We start from the raw sequence: 13648 nt of genomic DNA, 5'->3' as shown, positions 1-13648 counted from the left end.
GACCTTGCAACTCGCTATCTGCTCACATTTTGTCAAAGGCCTTTTCATGCCCGCCCCCAAACCCGCTGCAAAACCCGCCACCAAGCCACAGGCCAAGCCCCAGGCCGAACTCAGCCTGCGTCGCCAGCCTTCGCAGGCCCGGGCGCAGCAGACTATGCAGACCCTGTTCAAGGCTGCTGCTCAGATTCTGGACAAGGAAGGCGAGGGTGGTTTGACCACCAACAAGGTCGCGGCGGCTGCCGGGTTTTCGATTGGCACGCTCTACCAGTACTTTCCGAGCAAAGAGGTGCTGGTGCGGGCCATGGCCGCACGCGGGCAAGAGATGGTGCTGCAAGAGCTGGGCCGCTACCTGAGTGAGCTGGAAACCTTGCCCAACGTGCGCGAGCTCGACGGACGCGAGCTGCTGGGCCAGGCCATTCGTATCCTGGTGCGCGGTTTTGCCACCGGCAAGGGCCTGAGCCAAAGCCTGATCCGCCTGTGCTGGACATTGGAAAAACCCGATGAAACCGCCAGCGCCGTGCGCCAGGTCGCCGACCGCCTGGCCATCTTTTTTGAACGCATCGGCCACCCCGCGCTGCAAACACCCAGCCCGGCGCAGCTGTTCGTGCTGACCCGTTCGGTCATCGGCACGCTGCGCAGCGCCAGCCTGGAAAAGTCACCCCTGCTGGGCAGCCCGGCTTTTGAGGAGGCCTTGGTGCAAATGGCCTGGGCCCTGCTGGCCCGCCAGTCTCCCACCAACCCGGCCTGACCTGGCACCCATTCGTCATAGAAGGTATGGACACCCGATCGGGCCGGGTGTGACAAATTGGCGTGTCTGTCATGCCCGCGCATGCGGGTATCCACGGCAGTTGAGGGCACGGCCCCCGATCAAGTCAGGTGTTCAGGCCCGCACTCAGGCTGTCGGCTTGGCCTTGGGCGCGCGGCCCATCAGGTAGAACTCCGGGTTGGGCATCATGCCGCTGAAGCTGGCCATGCGGTTACTCAGGCCAAAGAAAGCGGTGATGGCTGCGATGTCCCAGATGTCCTCGTCGTTGAAACCGTGGGCGTGCAGAGCGGCAAAATCGGCTTCTTCGACCTCGTCGGAGTGCTGGCAAACCTTCATGGCGAAGTCCAGCATGGCGCGTTGGCGTGGGCTGATGTCGGCCTTGCGGTAGTTGATGGCCACCTGGTCGGCCACCAAAGGCTTTTTCTCATAAATCCGCAAGATCGCGCCATGCGCCACCACACAATACAGGCAGTTGTTGGCGGCGCTGGTGGTGGTCACGATCATCTCGCGCTCGCCTTTGGTCAGGCCACTCTCGCGCCCCACCGATTCGGGCACCATCAGCGCATCGTGGTACGCAAAAAACGCCCGCCATTCGGCCGGACGGCGTGCAAAGGCCAAAAACACATTGGGCACAAAACCGGCTTTTTCCTGCACCTCCAGCACCTTGGCGCGGATGTCGTCGGGCAGGTCCTTGATTTCGGGGGCAGGGTAGCGGGTGCTCATAGGGGGTCCTTTTTGTTGTCATGCCCGCGAATGCGGGTATCCATGTCTTATCGGCTTTGGCTGTCTTGGACTCAGCCACATGACCGATTATGCTGACGAACTTTTCAGGAGCCTGTCATGTCCAAAACACCCATTGAGCAAGCCCGCGACGCCCACGCCGATGACGCTGCCTTCCAGGCTGGCCTCATCACCCGCACCCAAGTCATGGGCGCTGAATTTGTGGACCGCGCCTTTGGCAACGCCACCGATTACACCCAGCCCATGCAGGAGTTCATCACCCGCAACGCTTGGGGAAACGTCTGGCAGCGTCCCGGTCTGGATTTGAAAACCCGCAGCCTGGTCACGGTGGCCATGCTGACCGCTTTGGGCAAACAGCATGAACTCAAGGGCCATGTGCGCGGCGCACTCAACAACGGGGCCACCCCGGAGGAGTTGCGCGAAGTGATGTTGCACGCCAGCGTGTATTGCGGTTTCCCCACGGCCATCGATGCGTTTCGAACGGTGGCGGAGGTGGTCGAGGGAGCAAAGTGAGAGTGATGCAGAGCCACTCTTGATCTCGTCAAATAACCTGTGAATGTTGTGCATGCCGTGTTGCTTTCACAGTGTCTGCTTGACTTGTACGGGTGACTAAGTACGGATGGACTTTGTTTCAGGTGATTGTATATACTGGATGTATCTACAAAATCAAGGAGCTGCCATGACCTACGCCCGAATTTTCCAATCTGGCAACAGCCAGGCCGTGCGTTTGCCCAAAGAGTTTCGGTTTGACACCGACCAAGTCGAGATTTTTCGGCAGGGCAACGACATCGTGTTGCGCCAAGTGCCGATCAATGCCGCAGCCGTGTTTGACTTGTTGAGCAGCTTGCCCGATGACTTCATGGCCGAGGGCCGCCAAGACACGCCACCCCAAGAGCGCGAGGCCTTTTGACCATGGCCACATCCGCCAAGATGGGGAAATCCACACGCTACTTGCTGGACACCAATATCTGCATTTACATCGCCAAAGGGCATCCATTGGCCGTGCGACATCGGTTTGAAACACACACATTGCAAGAGTTGGCCATGTCCACCATCACCGTGGGCGAGCTGCGTTTTGGGGCCGAAAAAAGTCAGGCCCGGGAGCGTGCCTTGGCCACCATCGATCGATTGGTCCAGATGATTCAACCTTGTGCCTTGCCCATGATTGCTGCCGACCACTACGGCCATGTGCGCGCCAATTTGCAGCAGCAAGGTTTGCCGATAGGCAATAACGATCTGTGGTTAGCTGCTCACGCACTGGCCGAAGGCTGGACGCTGGTCACCAACAACACACGAGAATTCAGCCGTGTCCCGGGTCTGCGACTTGAAAACTGGGTCGATTGAAAAGGCAATTCAACATGTACCGGAGCGATGTGCGATAGGGGCGGCAGCTGCTGTGAATGGGTTGCGCCTGGTGCATCGGGGGGCGGTATGAGCCACTTGCAGCTCACCCCCGCATCAACTTCTGAATCAAATCTGCCGTCCCGGACGCCTGGTATTTGCGCATGAGCTTGACGCGGTAGATTTCCACCGTGCGGTGGCTGATGCCCAGGGCGCGGCCGATTTCCTTGCTGGTCAGGCCGTCCATCAGGTGGGCGGCAACTTCGCGTTCGCGGGCGGTGAGTTCGGCCTTGACAGGTTTGCGGGCTGACAGGTCTTCAAAGGTCCAGATGCCCGCCTCGTGTGGCGCGTCGCGGTTGAGCGCCCGGCCGGTCACATGGCACCAGAAGGTTTCGCCTTTGAAGCGCCCGTCCACCCGTTTCATCACCCTGTCGTCGGCATACACACCTTTGGCGTTCAGGATGGGGGCGATGCGCTGGCCGGTGCGCTCGTACTCGTCGGCGCTGGGGTACAGCAGCTGAAAGCTTTGGCCGATCAATTGCGCCTTGCTCACACCAAACATCTCGCACACCCGCTGGTTGCAGTCGACGATGGCGCGGTTGCGCGACAGCACCATGCCGACAGGGGCGAGGTCGAAGGCGAGGCGGTAGTCGATGTTCTGGGGCATGGTGTTTGGGTTTTTGGGTGTTTGGGGGCATTCGCGAGCAGGGGCTCGCTCCCACTTGAGACATCAACGCGATCCCTGTGGGAGGTCGCCCCTGCGGCCGAATGGGGGATTGCCCCATGACTTCGGCCTCAGGTCCAGCCTCTACGAAAAACTACGTAATCCAATACGTAGTATCGTAGCGTTTTCATCCTTTCCTGGAGACCGGTGTGAACAAGATTTATCCCTCCGCAGCCGAGGCCCTCAAGGGCATCGTGGCTGACGGGCAACTCATTGGCGTGGGCGGCTTTGGCCTGTGCGGCATTCCCGAGGCGCTGATCGATGCGCTCAAGGACAGCGGTGTGCAGAACCTGACCGCAATTTCCAACAACGCGGGCGTGGACGATTTCGGTCTGGGCAAGCTGCTGCAAACCCGCCAGATCAAGAAAATGATCGCGTCCTATGTGGGCGAGAACAAGGAGTTCGAGCGCCAGTACCTGGCGGGCGAGCTGGCCCTGGAGTTCACGCCCCAGGGCACGCTGGCCGAGAAGCTGCGCGCCGGTGGTGCGGGCATCCCGGCTTTCTTCACCAAGACCGGTGTGGGCACCCTGGTGGCCGAAGGCAAGGAGCTGCGCGAGTTTGATGGCGAGACCTATGTGATGGAGCGTTCGCTGGTGCCCGATGTGTCACTGGTCAAGGCGCACCGCGCCGACAAGTCCGGCAACCTGCAGTTCCGTTACACCTCGCGCAACTTCAACCCGGCGGTGGCCATGGCCGGCAAGATCTGCGTGGTCGAGGTCGAAGAGATCGTGGAAACCGGCGAGATGCACCCCGACAGTGTGCACCTGCCTGGCATTTATGTGCACCGCATCGTGCTGAACGCGAAACCGGAAAAGCGCATCGAAAAACGCACCATCACTGAAAAGGCGGGAGTCTGATATGAGCTGGAGTCAAGACCAAATGGCCGCCCGTGCGGCCCACGAACTGGAAGACGGTTTTTATGTGAACCTGGGCATCGGCATCCCCACGCTGGTGGCCAACTTTGTGCCCGCCGACAAGGAAGTCTGGCTGCAAAGCGAAAACGGCATGCTGGGCATTGGCCCCTTCCCGACCGAAGACGAGGTCGATGCCGACCTGATCAACGCAGGCAAACAGACGGTGACCACCATCAAAGGCTCGTCGATTTTTGGCAGCGAGCAGTCGTTTGCCATGATCCGCGGCGGCAAGATCAACCTTTCGATCCTGGGCGCGATGCAGGTCAGCGAAAAGGGCGATCTGGCCAACTGGATGATCCCCGGCAAGATGGTCAAGGGCATGGGCGGCGCGATGGACCTGGTCGCTGGCGTCAAGCGCGTGATCATCTTGATGGAACATGTGGCCAAAAAGAAAGACGGCACCGAGGACATGAAGATTTTGCCCGCCTGCACCTTGCCCCTGACGGGCGTGGGCGTGGTCGATCGCATCATCACCGACCTGGCCGTGATGGACGTGACCGACGCGGGCCTGAAAGTGGTGGAGCTGGCCCCGGGTGTGACGCCCGAGTTGCTGCAAAGCAAGACGGGTGTGAAACTGATCTTCTGATCGGCGTTCTCCCTAATCTTCAAAAAACCGCAATTTATTGCGGTTTTTTTGTTTTCATTGAATTGATTGACTTAATGGTCGCAAAAAACGACTGAATGCAACACTTTTGGGTTTTTCCTTATTCCATTGACCGACAGTTCCTCACAAAATGGGGTTTTTAATGGCTTGCTGAATGTCGAACTTCCCCACAGATCGCGTGCGCGGTGAATTGCTCCGCGAATGGCGCGTCTCCCAGCGGTGCGATGTCACCGCTTTGGCCAGCAGCGCCAATTTGTCTGTCGCCCAAATTTTGCAATTGGAGTCGGGCGGTAACTCGCTTTTTTACACCCCGGCCATCAAGGAAAACGCGGCCCGCAAGGTCGCCAACTTGCTGGGGGGCGATCCCGCCGCCGTGATCCGACCTATGGACGATGCGGCAGTGGTTCCAGGGCCTTCTGTTGTAGAGGAGTTGGTGGAGTTGTCGCGCCAAAGGGCTCAAGCCACTCCTGCCCCCTCGGTGTTCTCTCAACCGCCCCGTTGGCTGCTGGGTTTGCTGCTGACCGTTGGTTTGTGCGTGGTGGGTTTGGTTTTGCTTCGTCACCCAGGCCCGAGTGGTGGGGTGAGATCGCTGTGGCAAGCGTCAACCGCTCAACCGGTTTCGGCTCCCCAGCCCAAGACTGCGCCGGCCGTTGCTGCGCGGCCTGCACCCGCATCCGCTGCCACGCCTGCGCCCACACCGGCACCTGCGTTCACACCTGAATCTGCGCCCGCACCCGCACCCGTTGCAGTTGAAAAAGTCGCTCCTGACGACAAGCTGTGCCAACCCCATCAAACCGCCGCCGTGCTCACACCTGCCAGCCCCAGCAAAGCTGGCGACATGGTGTACCTCGTGGCGCAGAAATCGGGGGCCATTTGCGTGGTCGATGGCGCAGGCCGCAGCACGGTGCTGTCCTTGGCGGCGAACGAAGCCCGCAGTGTCTATGGCGCTGCCCCGTGGCGGGTGCATTTTGAACAGCCAGAACAAGCCCAGCTGTATTTCCAGGGCGTGCGCCTGCGCCTGCCGGATGCGGGCGTCACGCACGTGGCTTTGCAAGAAGCCGCCAGAAACCGCTGAGTTCAGGCCTTCAGCTGAGCCTGCAGTTCGGCCACTTGGGCACGCAAAGCCTGATTTTCTGCGGTCAGTGAGGCCACACGCGCTTGCAAGGCTTGCACGTCCTCGGGCAGGTCCACAGATGAGGCCGCGGCCTCTGGGGATGTTTTGCGGTGCACCTCGCGCACACGCTTGGCCGCTTGTTTGAGTTCATCCTTGCCGCCCAGCGCGGCAGATTTTTGTTCTTCAGCGGGCAAGCTGGCCACGGCCGCTGCGGCATTGATGGAAATGGCGCCGGCCTTGACGGCCGCTACCAGTTCGGGCGCGGCTTGTTTCTGGATTTTTTCAATCTGCACCACCTGGCTGCTGCTCAGGCGGGCGGCTTTGGCAATGTCCGCGCGGCTCTTGAGCGGGTTGGGCTCGGGGACTTCAGCGTCTTGGGGTACGACATGCGTCGCATCGCCCAGTGATGGCGTGCCAGGTTCGGCGCTGGCGATGGCTTGGGCACGCCGCGCAGCCAGAATTTCACGCTTGCGCAAAGCCAGCACGCCACGCTGAAAGTCCGACACGCTGCGCCGCCCCAGGTGCTGATCGATCATCCACAGGTGGACATCCTCCATCGATTGGAAGCGCGTGTTCTGCACCGTCTGAAAAGGCAAGCCATGCTTTTGGCAAATGCCGTAGCGGTTGTGCCCGTCCACCAACACATCGCCCCACAGCACCAGCGCATCGCGGCAACCTTCGGCCAGGATGCTGCGCTCCAGCGCCGCGTGTTCGTCCGGGGTGAGCGGGTCGATGTAGGCTTTGAGTTCTTCGTTGACGGTGATCTGCATGGGCGAGGGTGGAAATGCCGAAGGCCCCTTGCGGGGCCTTCTTGGTCTGGGCGAAAGTGCTGGAGCGGGTGATGGGAATCGAACCCACGTTATTTGCTTGGGAAGCAAGAGTCCTACCATTGAACGACACCCGCGATGCACCAGATTGTACTGGTGCTTGGACCTTGTCCAGACAAGAGGGACTTGAGCCACGGCAGAGGCGGTGCATTTGTCGCAGGCGTGACGCGATCGCGTGTTCACTGCGGATTTACCCGGTGGACGGGAGTGGGCCGTCTGCATAAATTGGGGTGTGTACCCATTTGCAGGAACCCCGATGAAGACAGACATTTCACCCATTGAGCAGACCCCCGACCCACAGCGCCGCCAAACCCTGCAAGGCATGGCGGGCATCCTGGCGGGCATAGCTGCGCCTGCGCTGATGAGCAGCAGCGTTTGGGCGCAAAGCGCATTTCCCAACAAACCCATCACCCTGATTGCGCCTTGGCCACCGGGCGGCAGCAGCGATGCGGTCATGCGTGCTTTTGCCGAGAGCGCCTCGCGCGCGTTGGGGGTGTCGGTGGTCGTGGACAACCGGCCGGGGGCTGGGGGCACTTTGGGTGCCGCCGCCATGGTCAATGCCCGTCCCGATGGCTACATGCTCACCCAGTTGCCTTTGGGCGTGTACCGCTTGCCGCACATGCAAAAAATGGCCTTTGATCCGGTCAAGGACCTGACCCACATTGCATGCCTCACGGGCTATACCTTTGGCTTGGTGGCGACCATGGATGCGCCTTTCAAGACCCTCAAGGAAATGGTGGCTTATGCCAAGGCCAATCCGGGCAAGGTCGAGTACGGCAGCACCGGCACGGGCACCACGCCGCACCTGGCGATTGAGGAGTTCTCGCAAAAAGCGGGCATTGAGCTCAACCACATTCCCTACAAAGGCTCGGCTGAGCTGATGCAGGCGATTTTGGGCGGACACATCCGCGTGATGAGCGGCACCACCGAATTTGCACCGCTGGTCAAGGAGGGCAAGCTGCGTCTGTTGGCCACGCTGGGGCGCAACCGCACCAAGGCGTTTCCGGACATTCCCACCGTCAAGGAAAGCGGCTGGGACACGATCACCGAGTCGCCTTTTGGCATTGGCGGCCCCAAGGGCATGGACCCGGCCGTGGTGCGGGTATTGCACGATGCCTTCAAGAAAACGCTGGAAGACCCCAAAGTGCTGGAAACGCTGGACCGCTTCTTCCAGCCCGTGATCTACATGGGCACCGAGGAGTACACCCGCTACGGCGCCCGCACTTTTGAGGCCGAACGCGCCACCATCGAGCGTTTGGGCCTGGCCAAAAAGTCGTGAAAAAAGGCACCCTCGGGTGCCTTGCGCGCAATGCTTCCAAAGCCGTCCGCTTATCGGGCGGCTTTGGTCTTTTCAGACGTTCATTTCAGGATGTCGCCCATGCAGAGGTATTTGATCTCCACATAGTCGTCCATGCCGTGGTGTGAGCCCTCGCGGCCCAGGCCCGACTGCTTGACGCCACCAAACGGCACATGCTCGGTGGCCAAAATGCCCACGTTGATGCCGACCATGCCGTATTCCAGCGCCTCGCTCACGCGGAAGATGCGGCCCACGTCGCGGCTGTAGAAGTAGCTGGCCAGGCCAAACTCGGTGTTGTTGGCGGCAAAGATGGCATCTTGTTCGGTCTTGAACTTGAAGATGGGCGCAAAGGGGCCAAAGGTTTCTTCCTTGGCGCAGACCATGTCGGCGCTGGCGTCCGCGATCACGGTGGGCTCAAAAAACTGTCCGTCCAGGCGCTTGCCGCCCGCGAGCACACGCCCGCCCTTGGCGATGGCGTCTTTCACATGGCGCTCGACCTTGTCGAGGGCCGAGGGTTCGATCAGCGGGCCCTGGTTCACACCGTCGGCAAAGCCGTTGCCCACTTTCGCGGTTTTGACCTTGGCCGCGAACTTGGTGGCGAACTCTTCGTAGACCGATTCCTGCACATAAAAACGGTTGGTGCACACGCAAGTCTGGCCCGCATTGCGGTATTTGCTGGCAAAAGCGCCTTCCACGGCGCTGTCGATGTCGGCGTCGTCGAACACGATGAAGGGCGCGTTGCCCCCCAGCTCCAGCGACATCTTTTTCACGGTGGGGGCCGACTGCGCCATCAGGATGCGGCCCACCTCGGTGGAGCCTGTGAAGCTGATGTGGCGCACCACGTCGCTGGCGCACAGCACTTTGCCGATGGCGATGCTTTGCGGGCCGTCTGCGGTGATGATGTTGAGCACCCCGGCCGGAATGCCGGCACGGATCGCCAGCTCGGCCGCAGCCAAGGCGGTGAGCGGGGTTTGCTCGGCGGGTTTGATGACCACGGGGCAACCGGCTGCCAGCGCCGGAGCCACTTTGCGGGTGATCATGGCCAGCGGGAAGTTCCAGGGCGTGATGGCCGCGCACACGCCAATGGGCTGCTTGAGCACCAACAGGCGGCGGTTGTTGTCGAACTGGGGCAAGGTTTCGCCGTTCACGCGCTTGGCCTCTTCGGCAAACCACTCCACAAAACTTGCGCCATAGGCCACTTCGCCACGCGACTCGGCGATCGGCTTGCCGTTTTCTGCGGTCATAAGGCGTGCCAGGTCTTCGGTGTTGGCGATCAGCAGGTCAAACCACTTGCGCAGGATGATGCTGCGCTCTTTGGCGGTCTTGGTTTTCCAGGCGCCCCAGGCGGCGTTGGCCGCGGCAATGGCGGCTTCGGCTTCGGCCGCACCCAGGTTGGCCACGCTGGCCAAATGCCCGCCCGTGGCCGGGTCGGTCACGTCAAAGCGCTGGCTGCCCGCGACCCACTGGCCATTGATCAGGGCGTCGGTTTTGAGCAAAGTCGGGTCGTTCAGCAAGGCGAGGGGGGATGTCTTCATGTCCATGGTGTCTCCAAAAGCCCGTGAGCCGGGCGCGGGGAAAATTCAAATGCGCAGCTTAGCCTGTGTGAGCGGCCCTGTCTGTCACAAAAGTCGCAAAACCACGGCGTCTGCGGGGCCGCCGATCTGACCGCTGTGCAAGTAGGGCCTGGCCTCAAATCTATAATGCCCGGTTGCATTGAAAGCCTGAACCACCATGAGCCAAGCCCCCATTTCCGTCGCCGACATCCGCAAGACCTTTTTGGACTTTTTCGAGTCCAAGGGGCACACCGTGGTGGCCTCCAGCCCCTTGGTGCCGGGCAACGACCCGACCTTGATGTTCACCAACTCGGGCATGGTCCAGTTCAAGGACGTATTTTTGGGCTCGGACAAGCGCTCTTATGTGCGTGCCGCCTCCGTGCAGGCTTGCCTGCGCGCCGGTGGCAAACACAACGACCTGGAAAACGTGGGCTACACCGCCCGCCACCACACCTTTTTCGAGATGCTGGGCAACTGGTCGTTCGGTGACTATTTCAAGCGCGAGTCGCTGGAGTGGGCTTGGGAGCTGCTGACCCAGGTCTATAAACTGCCTGCCGACAAGCTCTACGCCACCGTCTACATGGAAGACGACGAGGCCCATGGCATTTGGGAAGGCATTTTTGTCAAAGCCGGCTGGACGCCCGAGCGCATCAAGCAGGAACACCGCATCATCCGCATCGGCGACAACAAGGGCGGCCGCTACAAGTCCGACAACTTCTGGATGATGGCCGACACCGGCCCTTGTGGCCCTTGCTCTGAAATTTTCTACGACCACGGCCCGCACATTCCCGGCGGCCCACCGGGCAGCCCCGACGAAGACGGCGACCGCTTCATCGAGATCTGGAACAACGTGTTCATGCAGTTCAACATGCACGAAGACGGCTCGGTCACGCCGCTGCCCGCGCCTTGCGTGGACACGGGCATGGGCCTGGAGCGTTTGGCGGCCATTTTGCAGCACGTTCACAGCAACTACGAAATCGACATTTTTGACGCGCTGATCAAGGCCGCGGCCCGCGAAACCGGCTGCTCCGACCTGAACAACAAATCCTTGCGCGTGATCGCCGACCACATCCGCGCCACCGCGTTTTTGGTGAGCGATGGCGTGGTGCCGAGCAACGAAGGCCGGGGTTATGTGCAGCGCCGCATCATCCGCCGCGCCATCCGCCACGGGTATTTGCTGGGCCAGAAAACCCCGTTCTTCCACAAGCTGGTGCCCGACTTGGTCAAGCTCATGGGCGCGGCGTACCCCAATTTGGCCAATCAGGCCGAGCGCATTGCCGACGTTTTGCGTGTGGAGGAAGAGCGTTTCTTCGAGACGCTGCAAAGCGGCATGCAGATTCTGGACGCGGCCCTCGAGGGTGGCGTGAAGGTCTTGCCGGGCGAAGTGGCGTTCAAGCTGCACGACACCTACGGCTTCCCGCTCGATCTGTCGGCCGACGTCTGCCGCGAGCGTGGCCTGAGCGTGGACGAAGCCGGTTTTGCCACGGCCATGGAAAAGCAAAAAGCCCAAGCCCGTGCCGCGGGCAAGTTCAAGATGGACAAGGCCCTGGAGTATTCGGGCGAGGGCAACGACTTTGTGGGTTACGACGAGCTGACGGCCAACGCCAAAGTGCTGGCGCTGTATGCCGACGGCCAGGCCGTGACCGAACTGAAAGCCGGTCAGGCGGGCGTGGTCGTGCTGGACACGACCCCGTTCTATGCCGAGTCGGGTGGTCAGGTGGGTGACCAAGGCATGATCCACAACGCGGGCGGCCAGTTCAACGTGGCCGATACGCTCAAGATCAAGGCCGATGTGTTTGGCCACCACGGTGAATTGAAATCCGGCAGCCTGAAAGTGGGCGACGCGGTTCAGGCCCATGTGGACATGGCCCTGCGTGCCGCCACCGTGCGCAACCACAGCGCCACCCACCTGATGCACAAGGCCTTGCGCGAAGTGCTGGGCAGCCATGTGCAGCAAAAGGGCAGTTTGGTCAATGCCGAGCGCACCCGTTTTGACTTTGCGCACAACGCGCCCGTGACCGACGCTGAAATCCGCGAAATCGAAGCGCGTGTGAACGCTGAAATTTTGGCGAACGCCGCTGCACAAGCGCGGGTGATGGACATCGAAAGCGCCCAAAAAACCGGCGCCATGATGCTGTTTGGCGAGAAGTACGGCGAGACCGTGCGTGTTTTGGACATTGGCACGAGCCGCGAACTGTGTGGTGGCACCCACGTCAAGGCCACAGGCGACATTGGTCTGTTCAAGATCGTGGGCGAGGGCGGTGTGGCCGCTGGCGTGCGCCGCATCGAGGCGGTGACCGGTGAAAACGCCTTGGCTTACCTGCAGTCGCTCGAAGCCACCGTGACGCAAGCGGCGGGCACGCTCAAGGCCCAGCCGGCCGAGCTGAACAACCGCATCGCGCAGGTGCTGGACCAGGTCAAGGCGCTCGAAAAAGAACTGGCCGCCGCCAAAGGCAAGCTGGCTTCGGCCCAGGGCGACGAGCTGATGACCCAAGCCATCGACATCCAAGGCATCAAGCTGCTGGTGGCTCAACTGGAAGGCGCGGACGCGAAGACCCTGCGCGACACCATGGACAAGCTCAAGGACAAGATGAAAACCGCCGTGATCGTCTTGACCGCTGTGGACGGTGAGAAGGTGCAGATCGCCGCAGGCGTGACGGCCGACACCACGGGCAAAGTCAAGGCGGGCGAGTTGGCCAGCTTTGTGGCGGGCCAAGTGGGCGGCAAAGGCGGCGGCAAGCCCGACATGGCCATGGCCGGTGGCACCAACGCCGCGGCTTTGCCCGCTGCGATGGCCAGCGTGCAGGCCTGGGTGACCGAGCGGGTTTGAGCCTGCGTGGCCTAGCCACAATCACAGGCGCAGTTGCTGGCGACTTTCGAACACACGGGCCTGGCCCGTGTGCGGGTCGGTGAACTGCACCGAGTGGGCCAACAACTGTAAGGGTTGCGCCAGGTTTTCAGGCTCATCTGGCCCCCGCAGCACCGTGGGGTAAAACTGGTCGCCTTCAATCGCAAGCCCCATGGCCATCATGTGCACGCGCAACTGATGGCGTTTGCCTGAAACCGGCTCCAGCTGGTACAGCGCTCGGCCCCCCTCGCTGCGCAGCAGCGCGATGCGGGTTTCGCTGTTGGGCTCGCCCTGGACTTCGCACATTTTGAAAAAATGCACCGGGTCTTCGGCCAGGCGGCTGGTGTGCACGCGCGGCAGTGTCAGCTCGGGGCGGTGCAAGGCCACGGCGTGGTAGGTCTTGTGAATGGCGTGTTCCCGAAACAGGGCGTGGTAGGCATCGCGCTCGTGCAGCCGTTTGCCAAACAACACCAGTCCGGCCGTTTCACGGTCAATCCGGTGCAGGGGCACCAGATTGGCCTGGCCGGTCAGGCGCTTGAGCTGCACCAGCAGGCATTGCTGCACATAAGGACCTGACGGCGTCACAGGCATGAAATGCGGCTTGTCGGCCACCAACAGGTGATCGTCCTCGAACACCACCGCCGCTTGTCCGGGCAATGGCGGCTCGTCAGCCACATGGCGGTAATAAAAATAGCGCTGCCCGGCCAGGCAGGGCTGATGGGCCTGGGCACTTTGCCCACTTTCTTGCAGCACCAGACCCTGGTCCAGGCGACGCGCCCATTCGCTGCGCGAGATGCCGGGCATGCGCTGCGCCAGAAAATCGAGCAAATGGGGCCAGTGACCTGCCGGGACGGCCACCACGCTGGCGCTCACGCCATCGCGCATGGGCATTTGGGCCACACGTCCCGAGCGGGTCATG

At 61.3% G+C, this 13648-nt stretch carries 14 protein-coding genes and 1 tRNA gene; 9 read left to right on the top strand and 6 right to left on the bottom strand.

Going from position 1 to position 13648, the window contains the following annotated elements:
- Positions 1-46: 46 nt before the first annotated feature.
- Positions 47-748 carry a TetR/AcrR family transcriptional regulator gene (locus ACZ5RT_RS11535; protein WP_464452541.1) on the top strand — a complete coding sequence of 234 codons (702 nt, stop codon included), beginning with the start codon at positions 47-49 and terminating at the stop codon, positions 746-748.
- 144 nt (positions 749-892) lie between these two features.
- On the opposite strand, the gene ACZ5RT_RS11530 is transcribed toward ACZ5RT_RS11535, so the two are convergent.
- Positions 893-1489, bottom strand: a complete 597-nt coding sequence (locus tag ACZ5RT_RS11530; protein WP_464452540.1) for a peroxidase-related enzyme — start codon at positions 1487-1489, stop codon at positions 893-895.
- A 117-nt stretch (positions 1490-1606) separates the two neighbouring features.
- On the opposite strand from ACZ5RT_RS11530, the gene ACZ5RT_RS11525 reads away from it, so the two are divergent.
- The 3 genes from ACZ5RT_RS11525 to vapC all read left to right on the top strand — a co-directional run bounded on the left by ACZ5RT_RS11525 (position 1607) and on the right by vapC (position 2851).
- The gene (locus ACZ5RT_RS11525; protein WP_464452539.1) at positions 1607-2020 is read left to right on the top strand and encodes a carboxymuconolactone decarboxylase family protein; all 414 of its coding nucleotides are present in this window, start codon (positions 1607-1609) and stop codon (positions 2018-2020) included.
- A gap of 166 nt (positions 2021-2186) precedes the next feature.
- Complete coding sequence (locus ACZ5RT_RS11520; RefSeq protein ID WP_422172222.1) at positions 2187-2417, top strand: antitoxin; 231 nt, start codon at positions 2187-2189, stop codon at positions 2415-2417.
- Positions 2418-2419: 2 nt separating this feature from the next.
- On the top strand, positions 2420-2851 hold the full coding sequence (gene vapC, locus ACZ5RT_RS11515) for a type II toxin-antitoxin system tRNA(fMet)-specific endonuclease VapC (protein WP_422172224.1): 432 nt from the start codon (positions 2420-2422) through the stop codon (positions 2849-2851).
- A gap of 103 nt (positions 2852-2954) precedes the next feature.
- Here the strand turns inward: vapC and ACZ5RT_RS11510 are convergent, their stop codons facing one another.
- Positions 2955-3515 carry a LuxR C-terminal-related transcriptional regulator gene (locus tag ACZ5RT_RS11510; protein WP_464452538.1) on the bottom strand — a complete coding sequence of 187 codons (561 nt, stop codon included), beginning with the start codon at positions 3513-3515 and terminating at the stop codon, positions 2955-2957.
- 206 nt (positions 3516-3721) lie between these two features.
- Between ACZ5RT_RS11510 and ACZ5RT_RS11505 the strand changes: the two genes are divergently transcribed.
- The 3 genes from ACZ5RT_RS11505 (at position 3722) to ACZ5RT_RS11495 (ending at position 6165) form a co-directional block, all read left to right on the top strand.
- A complete protein-coding gene (locus ACZ5RT_RS11505) occupies positions 3722-4429 on the top strand; it encodes a CoA transferase subunit A (RefSeq protein WP_422172227.1) in 708 nt (235 codons plus the stop codon).
- Between the two features lies 1 nt (position 4430).
- On the top strand, positions 4431-5072 hold the full coding sequence (locus ACZ5RT_RS11500) for a 3-oxoacid CoA-transferase subunit B (protein ID WP_422172229.1): 642 nt from the start codon (positions 4431-4433) through the stop codon (positions 5070-5072).
- Between the two features lie 172 nt (positions 5073-5244).
- Positions 5245-6165 (top strand): hypothetical protein, encoded by a 921-nt coding sequence (locus ACZ5RT_RS11495; protein WP_464452537.1) that lies wholly within the window; start codon positions 5245-5247, stop codon positions 6163-6165.
- 2 nt (positions 6166-6167) lie between these two features.
- On the opposite strand, the gene ACZ5RT_RS11490 is transcribed toward ACZ5RT_RS11495, so the two are convergent.
- Both ACZ5RT_RS11490 and ACZ5RT_RS11485 read right to left on the bottom strand, forming a co-directional pair.
- A complete protein-coding gene (locus tag ACZ5RT_RS11490) occupies positions 6168-6974 on the bottom strand; it encodes a ParB N-terminal domain-containing protein (protein WP_464452536.1) in 807 nt (268 codons plus the stop codon).
- 60 nt (positions 6975-7034) lie between these two features.
- Positions 7035-7108 (bottom strand) — tRNA-Gly (locus ACZ5RT_RS11485).
- 179 nt (positions 7109-7287) lie between these two features.
- Here ACZ5RT_RS11485 and ACZ5RT_RS11480 point away from each other — a divergent pair.
- Complete coding sequence (locus tag ACZ5RT_RS11480; RefSeq protein WP_464452535.1) at positions 7288-8310, top strand: tripartite tricarboxylate transporter substrate binding protein; 1023 nt, start codon at positions 7288-7290, stop codon at positions 8308-8310.
- Between the two features lie 80 nt (positions 8311-8390).
- Here ACZ5RT_RS11480 and ACZ5RT_RS11475 read toward each other — a convergent pair whose 3' ends face one another.
- A complete protein-coding gene (locus tag ACZ5RT_RS11475) occupies positions 8391-9869 on the bottom strand; it encodes an NAD-dependent succinate-semialdehyde dehydrogenase (protein WP_464452534.1) in 1479 nt (492 codons plus the stop codon).
- Positions 9870-10059: 190 nt separating this feature from the next.
- Between ACZ5RT_RS11475 and alaS the strand changes: the two genes are divergently transcribed.
- Positions 10060-12711 (top strand): alanine--tRNA ligase, encoded by a 2652-nt coding sequence (gene alaS, locus ACZ5RT_RS11470; RefSeq protein ID WP_464452533.1) that lies wholly within the window; start codon positions 10060-10062, stop codon positions 12709-12711.
- Between the two features lie 21 nt (positions 12712-12732).
- On the opposite strand, the gene ACZ5RT_RS11465 is transcribed toward alaS, so the two are convergent.
- A complete protein-coding gene (locus ACZ5RT_RS11465) occupies positions 12733-13647 on the bottom strand; it encodes a pseudouridine synthase (protein WP_422172251.1) in 915 nt (304 codons plus the stop codon).
- Position 13648: the final 1 nt, after the last annotated feature.

Source organism: Limnohabitans sp. TEGF003, assembly GCF_055395455.1.
This window is presented reverse-complemented; position numbering and strand designations above follow the sequence as displayed.

What these genes read in the sequence shown, in the direction of transcription:
- ACZ5RT_RS11490 (WP_464452536.1), bottom strand. Translation starts at nt 6,974, where the DNA reads ATGCAGATCACCGTCAACGAAGAACTCAAAGCCTACATCGACCCGCTC.
- ACZ5RT_RS11520 (WP_422172222.1), top strand. Translation starts at nt 2,187, where the DNA reads ATGACCTACGCCCGAATTTTCCAATCTGGCAACAGCCAGGCCGTGCGT.
- ACZ5RT_RS11500 (WP_422172229.1), top strand. Translation starts at nt 4,431, where the DNA reads ATGAGCTGGAGTCAAGACCAAATGGCCGCCCGTGCGGCCCACGAACTG.
- alaS (WP_464452533.1), top strand. Translation starts at nt 10,060, where the DNA reads ATGAGCCAAGCCCCCATTTCCGTCGCCGACATCCGCAAGACCTTTTTG.
- ACZ5RT_RS11495 (WP_464452537.1), top strand. Translation starts at nt 5,245, where the DNA reads ATGTCGAACTTCCCCACAGATCGCGTGCGCGGTGAATTGCTCCGCGAA.
- ACZ5RT_RS11480 (WP_464452535.1), top strand. Translation starts at nt 7,288, where the DNA reads ATGAAGACAGACATTTCACCCATTGAGCAGACCCCCGACCCACAGCGC.
- ACZ5RT_RS11510 (WP_464452538.1), bottom strand. Translation starts at nt 3,515, where the DNA reads ATGCCCCAGAACATCGACTACCGCCTCGCCTTCGACCTCGCCCCTGTC.
- vapC (WP_422172224.1), top strand. Translation starts at nt 2,420, where the DNA reads ATGGCCACATCCGCCAAGATGGGGAAATCCACACGCTACTTGCTGGAC.
- ACZ5RT_RS11525 (WP_464452539.1), top strand. Translation starts at nt 1,607, where the DNA reads ATGTCCAAAACACCCATTGAGCAAGCCCGCGACGCCCACGCCGATGAC.
- ACZ5RT_RS11535 (WP_464452541.1), top strand. Translation starts at nt 47, where the DNA reads ATGCCCGCCCCCAAACCCGCTGCAAAACCCGCCACCAAGCCACAGGCC.
- ACZ5RT_RS11475 (WP_464452534.1), bottom strand. Translation starts at nt 9,869, where the DNA reads ATGGACATGAAGACATCCCCCCTCGCCTTGCTGAACGACCCGACTTTG.
- ACZ5RT_RS11530 (WP_464452540.1), bottom strand. Translation starts at nt 1,489, where the DNA reads ATGAGCACCCGCTACCCTGCCCCCGAAATCAAGGACCTGCCCGACGAC.
- ACZ5RT_RS11465 (WP_422172251.1), bottom strand. Translation starts at nt 13,647, where the DNA reads ATGACCCGCTCGGGACGTGTGGCCCAAATGCCCATGCGCGATGGCGTG.